Source organism: Blastopirellula retiformator, from assembly GCF_007859755.1.
GTDB lineage: Bacteria > Planctomycetota > Planctomycetia > Pirellulales > Pirellulaceae > Blastopirellula > Blastopirellula retiformator.
In genome coordinates this window covers 1,497,241-1,516,498 of record NZ_SJPF01000001.1, presented here as the reverse complement: position 1 = coordinate 1,516,498, position 19,258 = coordinate 1,497,241, and the positions used below count along the sequence as shown (strand labels likewise).

Annotated in this window: 20 protein-coding genes; 2 read left to right on the top strand and 18 right to left on the bottom strand. The window is 59.1% G+C overall.

From position 1 onward, the window contains the following. Positions 1 to 3 precede the first annotated feature (3 nt). From Enr8_RS06325 to Enr8_RS06285, 9 genes are all read right to left on the bottom strand, one after another. Complete coding sequence (locus tag Enr8_RS06325) at positions 4 to 672, bottom strand: ABC transporter ATP-binding protein (RefSeq protein ID WP_146429729.1); 669 nt, start codon at positions 670 to 672, stop codon at positions 4 to 6. A 15-nt stretch (positions 673 to 687) separates the two neighbouring features. After that, positions 688 to 1,611 (bottom strand): prenyltransferase/squalene oxidase repeat-containing protein, encoded by a 924-nt coding sequence (locus tag Enr8_RS06320; protein WP_146429728.1) that lies wholly within the window; start codon positions 1,609 to 1,611, stop codon positions 688 to 690. An 18-nt stretch (positions 1,612 to 1,629) separates the two neighbouring features. Continuing rightward, positions 1,630 to 2,052 carry an acyl-CoA thioesterase gene (locus Enr8_RS06315; protein ID WP_146429727.1) on the bottom strand — a complete coding sequence of 141 codons (423 nt, stop codon included), beginning with the start codon at positions 2,050 to 2,052 and terminating at the stop codon, positions 1,630 to 1,632. 125 nt (positions 2,053 to 2,177) lie between these two features. After that, positions 2,178 to 2,447 carry a 30S ribosomal protein S18 gene (gene rpsR / locus Enr8_RS26030; RefSeq protein WP_002651629.1) on the bottom strand — a complete coding sequence of 90 codons (270 nt, stop codon included), beginning with the start codon at positions 2,445 to 2,447 and terminating at the stop codon, positions 2,178 to 2,180. A 149-nt stretch (positions 2,448 to 2,596) separates the two neighbouring features. Further along, positions 2,597 to 4,147, bottom strand: coding sequence for a sodium:solute symporter family protein (locus tag Enr8_RS06305; protein ID WP_146429726.1), 1,551 nt, complete (start codon positions 4,145 to 4,147; stop codon positions 2,597 to 2,599). 2 nt (positions 4,148 to 4,149) lie between these two features. Next, positions 4,150 to 4,377 (bottom strand): DUF3311 domain-containing protein, encoded by a 228-nt coding sequence (locus tag Enr8_RS06300; protein ID WP_146429725.1) that lies wholly within the window; start codon positions 4,375 to 4,377, stop codon positions 4,150 to 4,152. A gap of 264 nt (positions 4,378 to 4,641) precedes the next feature. After that, on the bottom strand, positions 4,642 to 5,184 hold the full coding sequence (locus Enr8_RS06295) for a hypothetical protein (protein WP_246119960.1): 543 nt from the start codon (positions 5,182 to 5,184) through the stop codon (positions 4,642 to 4,644). Positions 5,185 to 5,226: 42 nt separating this feature from the next. Next, positions 5,227 to 7,077: a polyprenyl synthetase family protein gene (locus Enr8_RS06290; protein WP_146429723.1), complete on the bottom strand. Its 1,851-nt coding sequence runs from the start codon at positions 7,075 to 7,077 to the stop codon at positions 5,227 to 5,229. 13 nt (positions 7,078 to 7,090) lie between these two features. Beyond that, a complete protein-coding gene (locus tag Enr8_RS06285; protein WP_146430008.1) occupies positions 7,091 to 8,923 on the bottom strand; it encodes a prenyltransferase/squalene oxidase repeat-containing protein in 1,833 nt (610 codons plus the stop codon). A gap of 172 nt (positions 8,924 to 9,095) precedes the next feature. Between Enr8_RS06285 and Enr8_RS06280 the strand changes: the two genes are divergently transcribed. Continuing rightward, positions 9,096 to 10,394, top strand: coding sequence for a radical SAM protein (locus Enr8_RS06280; RefSeq protein ID WP_146429722.1), 1,299 nt, complete (start codon positions 9,096 to 9,098; stop codon positions 10,392 to 10,394). Positions 10,395 to 10,546: 152 nt separating this feature from the next. Beyond that, entirely contained in the window at positions 10,547 to 11,434 is an 888-nt protein-coding gene (locus tag Enr8_RS06275) for a protein-tyrosine phosphatase family protein (protein ID WP_146429721.1), read from the top strand. Positions 11,435 to 11,458: 24 nt separating this feature from the next. Here Enr8_RS06275 and Enr8_RS06270 read toward each other — a convergent pair whose 3' ends face one another. The 9 genes from Enr8_RS06270 to Enr8_RS06230 form a co-directional block, all read right to left on the bottom strand. Beyond that, positions 11,459 to 12,535, bottom strand: a complete 1,077-nt coding sequence (locus Enr8_RS06270) for an MlaD family protein (RefSeq protein ID WP_146429720.1) — start codon at positions 12,533 to 12,535, stop codon at positions 11,459 to 11,461. Between the two features lie 6 nt (positions 12,536 to 12,541). Beyond that, positions 12,542 to 13,369: an ABC transporter ATP-binding protein gene (locus tag Enr8_RS06265; RefSeq protein WP_146429719.1), complete on the bottom strand. Its 828-nt coding sequence runs from the start codon at positions 13,367 to 13,369 to the stop codon at positions 12,542 to 12,544. A gap of 8 nt (positions 13,370 to 13,377) precedes the next feature. After that, positions 13,378 to 14,265, bottom strand: coding sequence for an MlaE family ABC transporter permease (locus tag Enr8_RS06260; protein ID WP_390620155.1), 888 nt, complete (start codon positions 14,263 to 14,265; stop codon positions 13,378 to 13,380). A gap of 188 nt (positions 14,266 to 14,453) precedes the next feature. Next, positions 14,454 to 14,687, bottom strand: a complete 234-nt coding sequence (locus Enr8_RS06255; protein WP_146429718.1) for a hypothetical protein — start codon at positions 14,685 to 14,687, stop codon at positions 14,454 to 14,456. Between the two features lie 32 nt (positions 14,688 to 14,719). Continuing rightward, a complete protein-coding gene (locus Enr8_RS06250; protein WP_222434801.1) occupies positions 14,720 to 15,265 on the bottom strand; it encodes a hypothetical protein in 546 nt (181 codons plus the stop codon). 108 nt (positions 15,266 to 15,373) lie between these two features. Beyond that, positions 15,374 to 16,339 (bottom strand): hypothetical protein, encoded by a 966-nt coding sequence (locus Enr8_RS06245; RefSeq protein WP_146429716.1) that lies wholly within the window; start codon positions 16,337 to 16,339, stop codon positions 15,374 to 15,376. Beyond that, positions 16,336 to 17,262 carry a hypothetical protein gene (locus Enr8_RS06240; protein ID WP_146429715.1) on the bottom strand — a complete coding sequence of 309 codons (927 nt, stop codon included), beginning with the start codon at positions 17,260 to 17,262 and terminating at the stop codon, positions 16,336 to 16,338. The genes Enr8_RS06245 and Enr8_RS06240 overlap by 4 nt, the downstream gene beginning before the upstream one ends. 30 nt (positions 17,263 to 17,292) lie before the next feature. Next, the gene (locus tag Enr8_RS06235; protein WP_146429714.1) at positions 17,293 to 18,102 is read right to left on the bottom strand and encodes a hypothetical protein; all 810 of its coding nucleotides are present in this window, start codon (positions 18,100 to 18,102) and stop codon (positions 17,293 to 17,295) included. 123 nt (positions 18,103 to 18,225) lie between these two features. Continuing rightward, positions 18,226 to 19,161 (bottom strand): hypothetical protein, encoded by a 936-nt coding sequence (locus Enr8_RS06230; protein ID WP_146429713.1) that lies wholly within the window; start codon positions 19,159 to 19,161, stop codon positions 18,226 to 18,228. Positions 19,162 to 19,258 lie beyond the last annotated feature (97 nt).

Below are 19,258 nucleotides of genomic sequence, written 5' to 3'. Positions count from 1 at the left end.
CTTCTAGACTAAGCGTCCGTCATCCAGACTCCGCCGCTCGGCGAACATCTCGGCCAACTCCAGGCTATGCGTCACCGCGACCAGCATCGCGTTTTCGGCCGCCTGCAGATCAAGTAGCAGTCGCCCGATCGTTTCGGCATTGGTGCGGTCGAGATTGCCGGTCGGCTCGTCGGCCAATAGCAGACGTGGCTGATGGATCAAACTGCGGGCGACCGCGACTCGCTGGCGTTCGCCGCCAGAAAGTTCGGCCGGCCGATGACTGATCCGCGAGGTGAGCCCAACCCGTCCGATCAGGTACTTGGCCCGCTCTAACTCTTCGCTGGTCGCAGCGCCCGCCGCCAGCGTCGGCACGAGCACATTCTCGAGCACCGATAACTGCGGCAGCAGATGGTGATCCTGAAAGATGAAGCCAATCTGGCGATTGCGAAAATCGGCCAGCTTCGGCTCGGCCAGCTCGAACGGGTTCTGCCCTTCCAGCTCGACGCGACCGCTCGTTGGCGCTTCGAGCGCCCCCAGGCAGTAGAGCAGCGTGCTTTTGCCGGAACCGCTTGGTCCCAGGATCGCCAGGTTCTCACCAGCATTGAGCGAGAGCGCGGCTTCTTTCAAAACGACCAGCGGCTCGCCGCGGGTCGGATATTCTTTTCGCAGCGAAACGACTTCGAGATCGGCCATGGCGTCGCAGAGCGTCTAAGGATGCAAGATGGCGAGGCCGCCCAATCCGTAGAACGTGTATTCGACGTCGGCGACTTCGTCCCAAATGGCGCCAAAGAAGCCGCCGTTTGGTTGTTGTAAACCTTCAACGTAACGCATCGCCGCGGCGGTGTCGATCTCGTGCAATGCCCCCAAATCGGTGAGCGTCAGGCAACCGGTGAACGTGCTCAACAGGTCGGCGATCGGAATCCGGGTATTGGCCCGCAGGCCACCTTCGTCATTTTGCATTTCCAGCAAAAAGTCGACCGCCCCATCAGCGACGTTCTGGTCAAGGGCGTCGATGATCCGTAGCGCCCCGATTGCCGCGGCCGTTGGGTTGGTGCCGGCCCGCTTGCTCGCTTTGATTTCGCGAAAGCCGCCGTCGTCCGCTTCCTGCGACAACAGAAAGTCGCGGACCCTCTCGGGCTGCGGGATTGGCTGCTCGAGCAACTGCAGACATAGCAACACGAGAAACGTGTGATAGGTGCTGCTGGCCGAACCAAGTTCTCCCTTGGCGTAGCCGCCATCGTCGCGGCGCAATTTCTCCAGCGCCGCCGCCACTTGCAATCGCCAATCTTCCGCCGCATCGGCGAAGACGTCGATACCAGCCGCCGTTTCGATCAACCCGGCGCCATAGATCAGCGAGAGAAAGTCGACGATCGTTTCCTGACCGCCCAATTTGGAACGCAGAAACCCACTCGAACGCTCAGCCAGGTCGCCATACAACTCGCCCAAGATCGCCAGCGACCGTAGCGCAAACGACGTGTAATAGAGATCGCTCGCCCCTTCGCGTCCGCCGAAGCCGCCATCGGCCTGCTGCCGGGCGACAATGAACTTGGTGTGCTTATCGCGAATCTCGGCGTCGACTTCTCCCAAGCCGGCCGCAATGCGAACCGTCAGTTCGGGCAGATAGTTGTTCATCGCGAAAGGCCGATCGTGTTAGGCGGCGAGATAAGGAGCGATCTTGTCCCGAAACCAGTCGGGAATATCGATCGACTTCGGCGGCTGCTGATGAAAAATCCGGCAGCAGACCGCGGTCGTTTCCCCAGTCGCCACGGGGCGGCCGTCATGCGAGAACGTAAACGCGTACGTGACGCTGCGGCCGCCGATCTTCTTCACGACGATCGAAACGTCGAACTCGTCTTCAAACCGAACCGGGCTTTGAAAGTCGCAGCGAATCGAAACCCGCGGCCAACTGATCGTGGCGTCGCCGTCGGGCGTATGAACCGACAGCCCGACATGCCGTAGGAACTCGTGCTCGACCGACTCCATGTAAACGGCGAAGGCCGAAAAGTGCATGATGCCGGCGGCGTCGGTATCGCGAAACTCAACGCGACGCTTCGTGTGATAGACCTCAGACATGGCGCGTACCGGGTAGCATGGCGTTTTCGGTTGAAATCAGCGCACGCAAAAAGCCTGCACAGTAGGCAGGCTTCCTTCGTTCTCCGCGTGCCAGAAGCTGGAACGTCCTGTGCGGGGAAAGGACGTTAGTCCTTCACGTACGGCAGCAAGGCCATGAAGCGAGCGCGTTTGATCGCTTGGGTCACGGCATGCTGGCTGACCGCGGTGCAGCCGCTCTTGCGACGACCGACGATCCGGCCATGGCGGTTGGTCAGTTTCTTCAGCAGCTCGACGTCTTTGTAATCCACGAACATCGGCCGCGGACGTTTGCCGTCGACGAAGATCGGATCTTTGCGTGTGACGCGGGCTTTGGTCTTCGCCCGTTTACGAGCCTTGAATCGGTTGGCAGGCTTCATTGCACCCTACGAATTCGGAAATGCTACTAGCGATTGTTTTATATCGAGTCGAAACCTCAGATTTTAACGGAATCGCCGCCGACAGCAAGGGCCGAAGCGAGGTCGGGAGGAACCCGCACGATTTCCGCAAATCCATATAGGCAAGCGACTTACGAATCTTTCGCCGGGAAAAACTTTTGGAGGGTTTCTTCGCTGGGTTTCGGAGTTACCAGCGAAACGAGGACTAACGCCAACGTCGAACCGAGCAACATCGGGGCGACCGGCATCATATCCAGCACGTTGTAATGGGGGTTTCCGGCGAAGTCTGACTGGTAGAAGAAGTAGCACCACAGGCCAAACGCCGTGATCACCGACGCGTACGCCCCGGCCTTGGTCAGCCCCTTCCAATAGAGGGCCGCCAAAATCAACGGAAACAATGCCGAAAAGCCACTGAAACACCACACGCCCAGCGTAAAGACGCGGCGGTAATCGAGCAGGCTGAGCCCGTACGTGATGGCCACGATCAGGATGATAAACAGCCGGGCGATGATCACGATCTGCTTGTCGCTGAACCGGTTCTTGCCGCCGTAATGGACGACGATGTCGTTGGTAAAGATCGTGCCGACGCACAGGAACTGGCTGTCGAGCGACGACATAATCGCCGCCAACACGCCGGCGATCAGAAATCCGCCCAGCACGTCTCCCGAGAATCGCGCCACCAGGAAGGGCAAAATCGCGTTGGCGTTCGCCTTCACCGGGGGAGGAAGCTCGACCAGGCTGCCAGCCGCCCAGGCCCCAACCAGCACGCACGGCGCCCAGACGATCATGATAAACAGCGGATGAGCGACCACCGCCAACTTAAAGTTGCTCGCCTTGCGAGCCGTCAGCCAGTGCTGAAACAAGTGAGGGAACATGCCGACCGACAACGGCACAAACATGTAGGTCGCGAATCGCAGGTAAGACATGCTCGGGTTGCCGGCACGCACCAATTTGTCGCGCGGGATCGACTCGGAGGCGAGCTTCAGGTTTTCCCAAATGCTATCCTGACCGCCGATCCGCGAGGCGATAACGAAAAACGTCACCACGCCCAGCACCATAAAGACGATCGTTTGAAAGGTATTTGCCCAGGCCGTTCCGCGCATCCCGCCGAAAAAGACGTAGGTCAGCACGACGCCGCAGACGACCAGACTGCCGATCCAACCAGGGACGCCGCCGCCGGTTGCGGTGAAAAAGTCGGGAAAAGCCCCTTTCGTCGCCGCGGCGATCACGGTGCCGGACGCCATCACGCCGATCAGCAGATAGGGAATCACGAGCCCGACCAGGATCGGAAACATCACGATCCCCAGCTTGTCGCTCTCCAGCCGATCGCGGAAGAACTCAATCTGCGTCGTGTAGCCATACTTGCGTCCAAAGGACCAAAGCTTGACCCCCAGGATGAAGAAGCACATCGAGTGCACGATGCCGCTGGAAGAAGCGAGCAGTCCGTAAACGCCAACCCCTTCTTTAAAGGACTCGCCGGTCGAGCCGACAAGCGCGAACGCCGTCATCGTGGTGCCGAAGATCGACATCAGCAACAGGAACGGGCCGATCGAATGGCTGGCCAGCATGTAGTCTTTGCTCGAACCGCTGAAGAGGCGATTCGAAAACAGACCAAGCCCCAAGAGCAGCGCCAGGTAGATCGAAATAATGACAAGCTGTGTGATGCCAGGTTCAAACGTCATGCTTACTCTTCTCCCTGCTTTTCTTCAAGCTGCTCGATGTATTCCAGCTTCTCTGGCCAGATGAACTGCACGGCCAGGAACCAGGTAAAACCGGCGCCGAGCGAAATGCAGACCTGGTAGAACAGGGTGACGGGAATAAAGCCAAATACCAGATTGGCGTTGTCCCAATTCCAGAAGTCCTGATGCAAGATGATCAGGATCACGACGAGCGACCAAACGACGTATTTCATGATGCAAACGTGCGCGGGTGTGGCGAAGCGTCGCTTGCTACCGGTGCAAACAACAGTTGTTGAAACGCCTATCTTAAGAGAACGCGAGTCTTGGGGAAAGGCAATTTCAAAGAAAAAGCTGCGTGGGCGAAGATGTAGGGCGGGTGGAACAAGCGCGTGACAGGCGTTTTGCTCGCACAACGATACTCGCTTGCGCAACCCACCTTGGCTTGGAGAACGCACTGTTGGGCCAGCGCTGCGCTGCACCCAACCTAGCGAACTTCGCTATGGCGTGACGATTTCCAGCAGTTCGACCGCCGGTTCGCCGTCGCAGAAAATCAGCGCGGTACGGCCATAGATCACTTCGCCCGGCGTCAGCGACAGCAGTTCGCACAACTCTTCACCCGGCGTCACCCGCCACAGACTCGTCAGTTGCACCTGACGCAAGACGTTGTGATTGATCAAGACGCGACCGACCGGGATCTTTTCGCTTTTGATTTCGCGTTCGACTACTTCGCCCAGGTGGGTGCAGTGCAAACGGACGATCCCAAATTGAACCACTTTGCCGTCGGTTTGCTTCGACAACAAGATTTTGCGGGAGTAAGCCTGGCCATCGGTGTCGGTCTTCAGCACTTCAACGTCAACCGGCGACTGATGAAACCGTTCGACCGTGACGGTCATGTGGTGATCGTGGGCCAGCAGCTCTTTGAACGGCTCCGGCGTCTCGGCGGCCGAGACTTCGACGAAATCGGCCAACTCGCTGGGATTGTCGTAAAACAGCCGTACCAACTCATCCAAGTCGGGCGTCGTGCGTTGACGGTCGTTCAACTCCGCTCCTTTCGCAATCCACAGGTCAGTCGGCGGGCAGTTCTAGGCGGGGGCGACGACCAGGTCGGTCGTCAAGCTATGGACGGCGTTCGGCGGCTGCGTGGCGGCCGGGTCGTCCAGGATGGCGTCAGCCAGGTAGTACATCAGTCGCCGCAGTTCTTCCGGCTCTAACTTGTCGGCGATCTCTTCGGCCCGTGCGCGGTACTTTTCGACCAACCGCTGAGCGGCCGCAAAGACGCCAGCCTTGTTGTACAGCTCACGCACGCGAGCGACTCGCGACGAAGCGTTCTGCGAATCATCGCTGATCAGTTCCATCAGTTCTGTACGATTCGCCTCATTCAGATTCTCGAGAGCCAACGCCCACAAGACGGTCGGGCGGCCTCCCAAGACGTCGCCGCCGGCCGACATTTTGTTGTCGCTATCGCCGCGCCAATCTTTCAGATCGTTCAAGATCTGGAAGGCGACGCCCACGTGTCGGGCGAAGAACCGCATCGGCTCCGAATAATCTTCTTCCGCGTCACTCAGAATCGCGCCGCACTGCAGCGCCGCCTCAAACGCCGGCGAGGTCTTCAACGCGTAAATCTTGAGGGCGTCGACCGGCTTGAGCGATTTGTCCGAAGCGTCGCGCCATAGGAGCTCGGCGCCCTGCCCTTCCGACAATCGCATATGGCAGTCGGCCAGGCAGTCGAGAATCTGAGCCGCTTTATCGCCTCCCAGTTCTTTTCGGTCGCGACTGACCAGGCGATAGCCCAGACCAATCATGTAGTCGCCCAGGTTGATCGCCGTCGGCACGCCATACTTGCGGTGGACGGTTACGTCGCCATAGCGATAGGCGTCGTCATCCTCGATATCGTCGTGAACGAGCGACGCTTTGTGGAAGGTTTCGATCGCCAGCGCCGTTCGCTTGACCGAGTCAGAATATTGAGCGACGCGCTCGGCGCCGTTTCCAGTCGTTCCTTCGCCGCCGGTCAATGCGTCATAAACGGCCAGCGTGGTGAAAGGTCGCGAGTACTTGCCGCCGCGGGCGAGAAAATCGAGCGCCAGCTTTTCGGTCGCCGAGATCGGATCGAGCGCTGCGGCGCCATGGCCGTTCACTTCGGCCAGAGTCGGGCCTTTTCGCTGCGGCTGAACCAGACGGGTCAGTTCCTGTTGTTCAAACAAGGACGACGCCGCCCGCATCAAGTGGACGTAGCTGCGGGTCTTTTGCTGCGGTTGTTGATGAGGAATCTGGATCATGTCGTGGACCCAGTCTTCGTCGACCGACGTGTTGCGGCAATCGCTTGAGAGTAGCGGCACCGCCATGCACGGAATGCCCGCCATCAAGATCTTGTCGATCGCCTTTTCCAGCACGTTCAAACAGGCGACCCCGACGATCGCGTCGACATGCCCGCTGACGATGATCTTCATCACAATCGGCGAGCCTTCGGCGACCAGCACCTTGTAGCCCATCTCTTCGGCAATGGTGCGATAGTCGGCGATGCTGCAGGCGCCACAGGTCTTGCAGTCGAGACCAAATTGGTCGTAGTCGGCTGGGCACCCTTCGGCATGTTTTAGGCAATGGGGCAACAGGAACAACCGGCGTTCGTGCGGGACCGCGGCGACCTGATCGCGCCAAAACTCGGAAGCGAGCATCACCATCGTCCAGCCGACGTACGAATCAGGCTGCTCAAGCTTCGCTAGCAGATCTCGGACGACTATCTCCATCTCGTCTTTTGACAGCGGACAAGACTTGTCGAGCGCAGCGGCGACCTGCACGCAGGCGGCGCGAATCGTCTCGCGCAACTGCTTTGATTGCGGGACCTGCTTCAAGTGGGCCGTCTGACGACGACGCGACTTGCGCTTGCGGCCCGGCTCAGAGTCTGCGCTGTTGGAGTCGATCGGTGCAATTGCCAAGGGAGAACGTTCCTTACTGATCGGAAATCGTGGTTGCGGTCGCTGGGGCAGGCGGGACGCTGGCGAAGGCTTGCAGCGCGGTACCCAGGGACGCAACCGTCATGACTCTCGGGTAGAGCTTTTCATAATACCACAGCTTCGAGAAGTAAAAACCGATTGGCGAACAGTTTACGTAGCTTCCTTCTTCAACCCCGGCACAGAGCCATCCGATCGCTTGGGGCAGAGTTTCAGGCGAAAAATCGCTTTTCTCCCCGGCCAAGAGGGCTTCGACCGCCAGCGCCGTCTCCTCAACGCTGCTCTCGCTCGCCCCCCCGCAAAGAGTAGGCACGCTCGCTCCGCCCCCAAATCCGCCATCCGAATTCTGCTGCGACGCCAGCCACTTCAGCCCTTTGCGGGCCGCGTCGCTCGTCATTCTGCCCAGATCGCGGTAAGCCAACAAAACTTTCACCGTCCCGTAAATCGGGTTCTCATCATCAAATTGATCCTGATTGCCGAACCAGAGCGGCAACCACGATCCATCGTCGCGCTGCTGTTTTTCGAGGTAGCGAAACCCCCGCTCGATCGCTCGACTGACCGGCAGGTCGGCTAAGTGATCGCGCCAGGCGTGCAAGGCGCGAATCGCATGCGCCGTCAAATCGCTGCCGCTGCGGTCAAACGGTTGCGTTCCCCAACCTTCGCAGAAGGTGGGCCAGCCGCCGTCGCCGTTTTGCAGATCGATCATCCACCGGGCGCCACTTCGGGCGGCAGCGACGATCTGCTGACGCGTTTCATTGTCGCTTGCCGGGGAATGAAAAAAATGTGCAATAGCTAACATAGCTCCCGGCGTATCATCCGCATCGGGAACCGAACCGCTTAAATCGGTCCATCCCCAACCGCCAGGATCGGCGCCGGTAAAGGGGTGAACCTCTTGGTATTGGTTCGACAGTACCCAGGGCAAACAGTCGAGCTGAGCGACTTCTTCGCCGCCGCCGGCCAAAGCGTTGATTGACAACGTCGTCGCCCAGTTGGCCAGGTTGGTATCAATTGGCCAGCTACCGTCGGGCCGGACCGAGTCGATCAAAAACTGCACGCCGTTTCTCGCAACCGCATGCTTGGCTTGCCCAATACTCGCCAGGCTCATCACCACAAAACTGGTCAGCGGCGCCGCTTCCAGAAAGCCGCCGCTGGCTGGTTGCATTCGCGTAAGTACCGCCAGGCTCTTCTTCACCGACGCGGCGCGAATGCCGCGCAGCAGCGGGTTCCAGGGGGGGCGATGAAAGTAGCGGGCTTGCCCAATCGCCACCAGCGCCGGAATCGCATAACTGACGACCGGCAATTTCATCAGCTTGTAAAACTTCTGCGGTAGACATGCGAGCTCAAACGGCAGCGGCGAAACCTCACGCCAATCGACCAATCCCGCCAGTGCGTAGTTGGTCAAAATCGGCACGGCGAACGTCTTATCTTTGCCATACCGGCGGCGGAGCCCCGCCAGACCGCCACGAGCTTCGATGTAGTTTTCCGCGAAGGCGATCTGCTCGATCAAAGCTTCGCGGCACCCCGCGATCGTCAGCGCCGCAACCGCCAACATCGTTGTGGCGATATTGGAATAGCTGCGGTCGGTGTCCCCCCATCCGCCGTCTGGATTTTGGTTTTCGGTGAGATATCGCACGCCCCCCTCAATCAGCGGTTGCAAACGCTCGGCTTGGGAAGGATCATTCCGGACGACCAGTTGCAGGGCGCTGACCGCGGTGGCCGTCGACAAGGCTGACGTCGAGAGTTCGCCGGTCCAGTGTCCCTGCGGATTTCGCTGCGCCAGCAGATCATCGCGGGCAATCGCATAACAGCGTTGAAGTCGATCCAGGTCCATCAACAAGGCGGTATCCAAGCGGGCGGAAGGTGGGCGGAGTCGGGGTTATCCAGTTTACGTCCCCGCCTGCAGGCTGTCGACGGAGCGGCGTTCCTGTATTCCGAAGGCCCTAGCTGGTAGAATGAAGGACTGGTTTTCGGCCCGCGCTTCCTTCCTCCATTCCCTTGAGCCTATGTACCTGCGACTCGCCAAACGAGCCCTGCTAGAAACCGACAAACGCCTGGTCGCCAAATTCGCCTGGCTAATGGGCTACAAAGGGCTGCGCAGCGTGGTGAAGCACAAATCGCGGCTCAAGCGAGGCGAGTTCTTCCCGCCGTTCCTCTATATCTCCGTCATCAACAGCTGCAACCTGCGCTGTCAGGGCTGCTGGGTCGACGTTTCGGCCAAACAGGAAAAGATTGACGTCGCCGCGATGGACAGTTTGCTAAACCAGGCGAAGGCGATGGGAAATTCGTTCTTCGGCATCCTGGGGGGAGAACCGTTCATGCACGCTGATCTGCTCGAAATCTTCGAGCGACATCAGGACGCTTACTTCCAGGTCTTCACCAACGGGCACTTCATCACCGACGAAGTCGCCAAGAAGCTTCGCAAGCTGGGGAACGTCACCCCGCTGATCAGTATCGAAGGGACCGAGATCATCAGCGACGAGCGGCGCGGTCGCGGCGGGGTCTACAGCAAGTCGATGGAAGGGATCGAAAACTGTACCCGCAACAAACTGCTGACCGGCGTCTGCACGAGTCTTTGCCAGACCAACTTTGACGACCTGCTGCAAGAGAAGTGGCTCGACCGGCTGATCGAGATGGGGGTCTTTTACGCCTGGTACCACATCTATCGCATTGTCGGGCCGGAACCGAACCCGCAACTCGCTCTGACGCCGGAGCAACAATATCAGGCCCGCAAGTTCGTCGTCGAGATGCGTTGCAAGAAGCCGATCGCCATTATCGACGCCTACTACGACGCCGACGGCAACGCGTTGTGCCCAGCGGCGACTGGCTTCACGCACCACATTTCTCCTTACGGCGATATCGAACCTTGCCCGGTGATTCAGTTCGCCAAAGAGTCAATCTACGACGAGCGTCCACTGAAAGAGGTCTTCCAGGAATCAGAATTTCTGAGCGGCTTTCGCGATCTGGCCGCGACCAACACCCGCGGCTGCATCATCCTGGAACGTCCGGACCTGCTAAACGACTACGCCCGCAAGCACAACGCCAAGGACACCACCGCCCGCAGCGCTGCATATACCGAACTCGACAACCTGCAAACCAGCCCTTCGCAGTACAACCCAGGCCGCGAGGTGAAGGAGAAAAGCTGGGCCTATTGGCTGCTGAAGAAGTTCGCCTTCCATGACTACGGCGCCTACGGCCGGCACTTCGATCTAAAGAACTGGCGTCCCACGATTAAAGATGGCGAAGCGGTCAACCAACCGCACCCACCGCTAGTGCAACTCGAAACGCCCTCCGAAAAATCGTAGGATCGCTTTCCTTACGTGTGCCACTGCTGGACAAGCCAGCAGCGGCACACGTCTTCTATTGAAGTTGCAGCACCAGCGTTTTACTGGCACCGCCCGCGGACCCCGGCTAGAATGTTCGCAAGCTTACGACTCATCTTGCCGAGACGCTCGCCATGCAACTTGCCCCGCTTCTACTTCTGCCGGTCTTGCTCGCCGCCAATCCGGCGTCGCCGACAGGTCCCGCCGCGAAGCAGGTTGATCCCCCAGGCGTCCACAATCTGTTCCAAGTGACGCCGCGGGTCCTCAGCGGCAGCCAACCGCATGGCGAAGAAGGCTTTGAGTCGCTAGAGAAACTGGGCGTCAAAGTGGTCGTCTCGGTCGATGGCGCCAAACCCGACATTGCCGCCGCCAAGAAGCATGGTATCCAGTACGTCCACATCCCGTTCGGTTACGACGGCGTACCGCGCGACGCTCAACTGCAACTGGCCGAAGTGATGAAACAACATCCTGGCCCGATCTACTTCCATTGCCACCACGGCAAACATCGGGGCCCCGCCGGCGTGGCAATCGCCTGTCTGGCCGACGGCTCGCTGACGACCGACCAAGCCGAGGCGTTCATGCACCAAGCCGGCACCAGCGGCGACTATACCGGGCTCTGGAAAAACGTCCACCAGTTCCAACCAATCGCCGCCGACGCGCCCCGGCCGATGCTGGTTGAAGCGGCCAAAGTCGAATCGCTAGCCGCCGCGATGGCCAATATCGATCGCGTTTACGACAACCTGGTGTTGATCGACAAAGCGAACTGGCAGACGCCCGCCGATCATCCCGATCTGACGCCAAATGACGAAGCGCTGCTGATGCGGGAAGGTCTCTACGAAACGGGACGGCTGCTGCCGGCGGACAAGTACGACCTAAAGTTTCGCCAGCTGCTGAAAGAGTCGGAAGATATAGCAACATCGCTCGAAGCGAAACTGAAGAGCGGTATGACGACCGGCTTGACCGCCGAGCTGGCGAAGCTGAAGAAGTCGTGCAACGCTTGCCATGTTGACGATCGGAATTAGCACCGAATCCCGAATCCGTGGCGCCTACTTAATTCCCGACTGATTCCGATTCAGCGCCCCTTTCACACCCAAGATCCGCGGGTCGCGGGCGATCTTGTCGGTGAAGACGCGGACGTCGTTGATGATCGGCCGTAGCTTGCCGGAGACCTCTTGGACGTTGTCAGCCGCGGCGTTTAGCCGCTGGTAGAGTTCTGGATTGGTCATCAGCTGACCGAGCGTCCCGTCGGGGTTGTTGGCGGCGCGAGCCAAACGAGCTAATTGCTCGATCATGTCGCTCAGGTTCTCGGTGCTCGTTTCCAGGTTGGCGATCAGCTGTTCGCCCCGGGCGCCAAGCGGCTCGGTAAAGCCTTCCAGGTTTTCGAGATTCACGTCCGCCCTTTCGACCACCCCTTTCATCCGCTCGATCAGGTCGCGCGATTCGTTGAGCGTTTCGGGCAAGCCTTGCAGCGCTTCATGCAGCCGTCGATTCAATTCCGGATCGGCGACCAGATCGTTGACCGCCAGCATCGCGGTGTCGAACCGATCGAGCGCCAACTCCGACTTCTGCATGATCCGCTCAAAGCGGTCCCGATTGTTCAGCAGCGCCTCGTTAGCGTTGTGTGCCAAGGCGCCGACTTCGCGTCCGGCAGAATCCATCGTCGTCAGCGCCGTCGCCATCTGACCTTCCAGATTGCGAAGCGTATCGAGCGGATTGTTGGCGACCAGGCCTTCGATCACCGCCTTGTCCTGCAGAACGGTGACTTCCTGCGTTGGTCGTTCGCCAGGCACAAACTCCAGCAGCGCGTCGCCGAGGATTGAGCCGGACGCGATGCGGCAAACTTCGTTCGAGCGAGGCATGTACTTGCGATCGATCTTCAGAGTCACCAGCACGTCGCGATCTTCCTGCAGAGCGACGTCGCTGACCCGGCCGATCAAGATGCCGGAAGTGCGAACCGGCGTATCGACCGTCACGCCGGGCGCCTGATCGAAGACGACGTATAGCGTGTTGCGATCGGTCACCAGCGTCGGGAACTCGCCCAGCAGGAACAGCAGGATGCCGGCGATCATCAGCGCCGCCAACATCACGACTCCCACGCGAAATTGTAGTATGCGATCGTCCATGTCGCCTTACGCCCTCGCCGCTTCGCGCATTTCCATCAGACGCTCCCCGGCCTCGCCGTGGATAAACTGCGTCACGCGGCGATCTTGGCAATCGTCCAGCCCTTCCGGCGGACCATCGTACAAGATCTGCGGTTCGTCTCCCTTCAACCGACTCGCCGGGTAGAGCATGATCACCCGGTCGGCCGTCTTCCGGGCAGTCCGCATGTCGTGCGTCACCACGATGCTGGTCACCGGATAACGCGAGCGGGTCCGCAACACCAACTCGTTGATCACGTCGCTCATGATCGGGTCGAGCCCGGTCGTCGGCTCGTCGTACAGCATCACTTCCGGCTTCAGCGCCAGCGAGCGAGCCAGGCCGACGCGTTTCTGCATCCCGCCAGACAACTCGGCCGGCTTCTTCCAGACGATCGAGTCAGGCAAACCGACGTCGGCCAGCAAGTTGAAGACGATCTCGCGGATCTCTTCGATTGGCTTGCTCGTATGCTGTTTTAGCGGAAAGGCGACGTTCTGCCCGATCGTCATGCTGTCGAACAGCGCGGCGCCTTGAAAGACGAACCCATAGCGGATCCGCTGCTTGGTCAGTTCTCGTTCCGAGATCTTGTGCAGGTTCTGGCCGTCGAACACGACCGTCCCTTCGGTCGGCTTGATCAGCGCGATCAACGTCTTCAGCAGCACCGTCTTGCCGCAGCCGCTTTCGCCGATGATCGCCAACGTTTGCCCGCGAGGAATCTTGATGGAGATATCGCGCAGCACCGTCTGAGCGCCGAACTGCACATGCAGCGAATCGACATCGAGAATCGGCTCTGCGTTTCCTTCTTCCAACCGGGCGTGCAAGGTTTACCTCAGAACGTCATTTTATGATCGGGCCAAATCCAGCTATGGAACGAATCAAGCGTGATCCCCAGCACCAGATCGATCGCCAGGATAAAGACGAACGAATATACGAACGCGGCCGTCGCCGCTCGTCCGACCCCTTCGGCGCCTGGTTCGCAGTGGAACCCGCGATGGCAGCTGACCAAGGCGATCGTGCCGCCAAAGAAGACGCTTTTGATTAGACCATAGAAAATATCCCACGACTGCACGAACTGCTCGGAGTTGTACATGTAGTAGTGCTGATCGATCCCCAGGATATTGACCGAGTAAAAGTAACCGCCGACAAACCCCATGAAGTCGGCCATCACGGTCAAAGCTGGTATTAAAATCACGCAAGCCATAAATCGCGGGACCACCAGATAATGAATCGGATTGGTCCCCATACTGTCGAGCGCGTCGATTTGTTCGGTGACGCGCATCGTCCCCAGCTCGGCCGCCATTGCGCTGCCGACGCGGCCGGCCAGCATCGTCGCGGCGAGCACCGGTCCTAGTTCACGGACCAGCGTCATGTTGATCACCGCACCCAGCCGAGTTTCCAGCCCGAGTTGGCGGAACTGGAAATAGCTTTGCACGGCGAGCACCATACCGATGAACGTTCCGGTCAGCGCCACCACCGGCAGGCTCATCACGCCAACCTGGTAAAAGTTGGGGACCAGCGTCTCGCGTTTTGGCAGCCGATTAAACAGCCACTTCACCGTCCGCAAGCTAAACAGCGACATGTCGCCGACGGCGATGATGAACTCAATCCCCAGCGTGCCCCAATCGGCGATCCAATTGAACAGTCCTTCCTCGAGCCACGTCAGATGCCGCGGCTTCGGCGAAGGGTTCGAGTTGTTGTCGGCTGTTCCGGTCGCCATCGCAAATCTTGGGGGACGAATGCGTGCCAGCTATTGCCCAAGTGCGCGCGCAGCTCGGGGGATCAATTTTAACTTCGACGCAGTCTAGCGATCGGCTTGAGGAAAGCTGCGCCGGTTGGCGAAGGTTTGCCCGCGGCGCCTGAAATAAGAGGTGAAACGGTTGTCGCCGCCGTGAAGCGATAGCGGTGCTAGCTGGCTGGATCTTCGTTCTCCGTCCAGGGATCGGCCGCTTTTTGCGCGGCGGCTTCTCGGGCGGCGAGATACTCCGGCGGAATCTCCAACGGATCGTTCTCAGCCGTCCGCAATTCAAACCCGGCGGCGCGAACCGCCAATAGCGCCAGCCAGAGACCGAGACTCTGTCCGCAGCTGAAAATGAGCGTTACCTGGATCATGATCGGCAGTTGATCCAGCCGAGGATTCATGACCAGAGCAAGCAAAAACCACACCATCGTCATCACGAAACAGAGGAAAGCGATCCCCGAAAACCAAAGGTTCGCCCGAGCAGCTTTCGGAACACGATCCCCAACGCGGGAATCGTATAGGCCAGCCCCATGGCCGCCAAGATCCCCGCCGGAACCAAGATCGAAAACTCCAACAAGCGCAACTTCCCAACTTGAAAGTTCGTGGCGGCCAACATGGCCAACGTCGCACAAAGTATCGCCGTCACGACCATCAGTTGCCGCAGGGAAAACCTGGCTGAAGTTGCCGTCGCCGCTCCGCCGAAAGCAAGCCGCTTTCCGGTCATGCCGCGAAACGCCAACAGCCCGATGCCGATCAGGCTCGCGTTCAAAACCATTCCATAGACCATCGCGGTGCTAAAGGTGGAGTTCAACCGGTCGCCGTTGAGAACCCAGGCGCCAAGCGAGAATAGGGAGAAGATCGTCACGATCGCCAACAGGCACCACAGCATCCGAATTAGCCAACGGCCCCGCCCCAGCGCCCCGCCAATCGCAATCAAGTTGAGTTGCACCAAGAAGAGTCCCACTAGGCCGCAATACATCGGATCCCAGCGGCGCGGCGAGAAACTTGCCAATAGCGATAGCCGCTAGATTCTCTCATTGGAGGTCGATTCTGAAACCGCGCTGTGCATTTCATCACGTTCCAACGATCACTCCTCGTCATCCGACCAAGGATCGGCCTCGACCACCACCTTCGGCATTTTCTCTACCGGACGACGCCCCCGGTCGACAACGCGCAATTGATAACCGACGCGCCGAAACAGAAAGATCACCAAGATCAGACCATAGCATTGCGTTAGATTGGCGACGACTAGAAACGCGCCAAATCTCGCCGGTTCCGGCGGATAGCCCAGAATGCTGACGACCACCAGAAACTCCGCCAAGCTAAGGGCCAGGCAATAGCCGCCCAACAGCAGCAGACGGATCGCCGCCCACGAGTTTGCATAGGCGACCAGCAGCGCCGGCACGATCATCAATAAGTTGACGACGGCGATCGCTCCCAGCAAGATCAGCGGAATCCAATTGACGTCCGCCAAACTGGCGAGCGGGTAACCAAACCAGTTGAGCAGCGCCAGCGCCATCCCGCACAGCGCCGTCCCCACGATCAAATGCCACAGGTGAAACCGGCTGGCGCCATCGGCCGCCGCTCCTTCCGGCAATAGCCGCCAACGCCACACCAGCCCAAGCGCGGCAAAACAGAGGGTGATCGCCAACCATCCGCAAACGAGCGTCCCCAACAACAACATCCGATCACTCTCGGCAGTCGGAAAATGCGAAGACTGGTAAACTCCCAACTGATGGATCACGTAGGTCGCCGTCACCACCAACATTCCCCAGGGCAGCCGCACGATGACGCGGCCAGGCCCCATCGCGGTCCACAGTCCAACGACATCAAGCTGGACGATGAACATGCCCAAGGTTGCGCCGAGAAAAAAGACGGTCCCCAGATCGCCTGCTCCCGGCCAGGCCATCGGCATCAGAAACGTGTTGGCGGCGAACGTGAGAATGATCGCGGTCAGCACGACAACTCTGCCGATATGCAGTTCGCCGCCTGGCGATGGCGTTTCGGGCGTATCTTCGTCCGGCGTCGGAATCTCAATCGGCTCGCTACTCATTCGACTGCCGTCCAGGGATCGATGACGTCGGCTTGATCTCTTGCTTCGTCTTCTTGATTGCGGGTCGCCCGCTGCGCGCGTTTTAATTCATAACCACAACCGCGGATCAACAGCAGCGCCCCCAGCAGCGCGAAGCATTGCGTCAGGTTTGTCGTTAAGTAAACGGCGTACATCAGAGGAATTGAATCGTAAAAGTCCTCCAGAAACACCAGGCCGGCCAATTCCGCCGCAGTCGCCGTTGCTGCTGTGCCAAACAAAATCAGCAAACGGACCCACCAGCCTGGCGAAGAGCGGAACGCGGCGACCAGCGTCGGCAGGGCGATCAATTGGTTGACGATCGCAAAGATCGCCAAAACGATAATAAAAGTTGGGTCAATTTGAAATGCGCGGTCGATGGGATAGCCGAACCAATTGAGAACCGCCAGCGTCAGACCACACACGGCGGTCGCGATGATCAAATGTCGCAGAAAAAACTTCGCCCCTCCAACCTCTGACTGCCGGCAGTGAACCAGACGTTGGCCGGTAATCGCCCGATAGCAGAAAAACCAGCATGCCGCCGTCAGCCAACCGAACAGCAACACGCCGGCAAACAGCGTCTGATCATCAGGCGGCATCGGCTTGCCGTTATTCGTTTCGGCGCCGACTCGCAACAAGACGTAGGACAACGTGATCGCCAACACCATCCAAGGAAACCGCACCACCAGCTTTCCCGTGCCCATCACGGTCCATACGGCTATCAGGTGCACCTGCACGATCAACAATCCAAATACCAGGATTGCCGAGATGGGAAAATCGTAGCTATTCGTCAAATCCAGCAGAAAGGCGGCCAGGAGATCCAACGAGAAGAAACCAACCGCCAGCGCAACCAACGGCCAGCTGCCCCAGGTTTGGGATGTTGTTTCCTGTTGTTCAAGCTCGGCCATCTCGCTCCGCCCTGGCGTTTGATTGAAGAGTTACTCTGCCTCCGTCCAAGGATCCTCGATCTCCACGGTCAATCGCCTTTTCGCAACGCCCTTGACGCTCAACTTTGGAACATCGTCAACATGCAGATCATACCCCGCCAGGCGGAGCAGCGACAGCGAGAAGATCAAGCAGCCAATTTGCGCGACAATCGGCGCAAGCAGCGGCAAGAGCCAAACTCCTGCATTCCCCAAACAAAACGTCAGTATTGCGATCCAAGGTATGCCGAACAGAGCCAAGATGAGGAGCCCATTTGCAATCGGCCAGAAAAACCGCTGCGAGACAGGCCGCAGTAGGATCATCATCAGCGGAATCACAATCATTAACCCCAGTGCGGCGACGATGGCCGCCGCCAACAATATCCAAAGGCTCCATGCCTGCCAGGGGACATCCAACCAAACCAGCAGCGTTAGCGCTACCGAGATGAGCGCCGTCACGCCCAGCAAACGCCGCAAAGAAAAGATGGTACGAATTGGCTCGGGGACGCTGTTGTGCGCAAGTCGCACCGGGGCCACCAAGCGAAATATAGAGAGACCCAAGCTAAGCGTCCCCCAGGTAAAAACCATGAGTGGAACGATAAATTCCCGTTCGCGCGGATCAGGGCGAAACAAGGCGGCAGTTCCCATCTCGCGGCAAACGCAAAGCGCCAACACCGCGACGAGCCCCACAACAATTCGCTCGCCCAAACGCCCTGGGCCGATACCGGTATAGATCGCGATCAGCTCGACCTTGACTAAGCTAAGTCCGATCGGAAAGCACGTCATGAGCGTCCAACCGCCGTCACGCGCCGCGTCGTACAACATCGGCTCAAACAGGCTAGAAAATCCCAGGAGCGTCGCCAATGCCCCAACGATCAAGAGCCTGTCCTCTGCCGTCCGCTGTTGTTGCTGGGTCGTTTGCCGCTGCATCCGCTTCCCATTTCGTCGCTAATCGTCGTCGGTCCACGGATCGGCGTCGACCGTCGCCGGCTGCGCTTCGTCCGTAGGTTTGATCTCCTTTCTTAGACCGTCGACCGTTTGCAACTGGTAACCGGCGGTTCGCAATAAAAGCAACGCACCCAACAAACCAAACCCTTGCCCAAAGTTGGCCAAGGCCAGAAAGACCAGCGCTCGTGGGAAACTGGGAGGCATTCCCAACACGGCGCAAAAGGTAAACATTTCGACCAACGTCAGGACTCCGCAGATGCCGGCCAAGACGAACCACCGCGACGGCCAGATCTTCCACAAACGAAACGCCAATGCGGTCGCCGGCACAATCGTCACCAAGTTGATCGCGGCGGCGAAACAAAGGGCGAACAGCAGTTGGGGCTCGACATGCCTGACGCGGGTCACCGGATAGCCAAACGCATTGAGCACCGCGAGCGTCATGCTGCACAGGGCCGTACCGACGATTAAATGGTGCAAATAGAATTTGCGCGACGATTCGGCGGTCGTTCCCTGCAGCACCAGGCAACGCCGCGTCACCACTCGATAGGCTGCCAGGCCCAGCGTCGCCGCTAGCCAGCCGAACAACAAGATCGCGGCCAACAGCATCTGCTGGTCCAGGGAGACGTCGTACCGCAGGAACACCTTGGCGCCGGACTGATGCATGACGTAGGCCAACGTAATCGCCAACAGCGCCCAAGGGAGCCGGACGATGATCCGCCCGGTACCAAGCGCCGTCCAAAAGGCGACCAGGTCAATCTGCACGACAAACAGCCCGACGTAGGCGCCATGTGGAAAGGCCATCTCTCGCCCGTCGGACAAGTGCCAGAGCCCGGTCATGATGAAGTTGAACGCCGCAAACGCCAAGACTAGCGCGACCAACAGCGTCCATCGTCTTTTCCAGGGGACAACCGGCGGCCCCCCGCCTATTTCTTGCATGATCGCTCCACCCCGCTTATGTTAACGCTGTTCCTTTCGCTCGATTGTACCGATATTGAAATCACCACGTAAAACAACTCTGGCTCGACCGCGATCC

Bases quoted from the DNA above. Each gene is read 5' to 3' on its own strand.
- Enr8_RS06325 (WP_146429729.1), bottom strand. From the start codon at position 672: ATGGCCGATCTCGAAGTCGTTTCGCTGCGAAAAGAATATCCGACCCGC.
- Enr8_RS06320 (WP_146429728.1), bottom strand. From the start codon at position 1,611: ATGAACAACTATCTGCCCGAACTGACGGTTCGCATTGCGGCCGGCTTG.
- Enr8_RS06315 (WP_146429727.1), bottom strand. From the start codon at position 2,052: ATGTCTGAGGTCTATCACACGAAGCGTCGCGTTGAGTTTCGCGATACC.
- rpsR (WP_002651629.1), bottom strand. From the start codon at position 2,447: ATGAAGCCTGCCAACCGATTCAAGGCTCGTAAACGGGCGAAGACCAAA.
- Enr8_RS06305 (WP_146429726.1), bottom strand. From the start codon at position 4,147: ATGACGTTTGAACCTGGCATCACACAGCTTGTCATTATTTCGATCTAC.
- Enr8_RS06300 (WP_146429725.1), bottom strand. From the start codon at position 4,377: ATGAAATACGTCGTTTGGTCGCTCGTCGTGATCCTGATCATCTTGCAT.
- Enr8_RS06285 (WP_146430008.1), bottom strand. From the start codon at position 8,923: ATGGACCTGGATCGACTTCAACGCTGTTATGCGATTGCCCGCGATGAT.
- Enr8_RS06280 (WP_146429722.1), top strand. From the start codon at position 9,096: ATGTACCTGCGACTCGCCAAACGAGCCCTGCTAGAAACCGACAAACGC.
- Enr8_RS06275 (WP_146429721.1), top strand. From the start codon at position 10,547: ATGCAACTTGCCCCGCTTCTACTTCTGCCGGTCTTGCTCGCCGCCAAT.
- Enr8_RS06270 (WP_146429720.1), bottom strand. From the start codon at position 12,535: ATGGACGATCGCATACTACAATTTCGCGTGGGAGTCGTGATGTTGGCG.
- Enr8_RS06260 (WP_390620155.1), bottom strand. From the start codon at position 14,265: ATGGCGACCGGAACAGCCGACAACAACTCGAACCCTTCGCCGAAGCCG.
- Enr8_RS06255 (WP_146429718.1), bottom strand. From the start codon at position 14,687: ATGAATCCTCGGCTGGATCAACTGCCGATCATGATCCAGGTAACGCTC.
- Enr8_RS06250 (WP_222434801.1), bottom strand. From the start codon at position 15,265: ATGTATTGCGGCCTAGTGGGACTCTTCTTGGTGCAACTCAACTTGATT.
- Enr8_RS06245 (WP_146429716.1), bottom strand. From the start codon at position 16,339: ATGAGTAGCGAGCCGATTGAGATTCCGACGCCGGACGAAGATACGCCC.
- Enr8_RS06240 (WP_146429715.1), bottom strand. From the start codon at position 17,262: ATGGCCGAGCTTGAACAACAGGAAACAACATCCCAAACCTGGGGCAGC.
- Enr8_RS06235 (WP_146429714.1), bottom strand. From the start codon at position 18,102: ATGTTGTACGACGCGGCGCGTGACGGCGGTTGGACGCTCATGACGTGC.
- Enr8_RS06230 (WP_146429713.1), bottom strand. From the start codon at position 19,161: ATGCAAGAAATAGGCGGGGGGCCGCCGGTTGTCCCCTGGAAAAGACGA.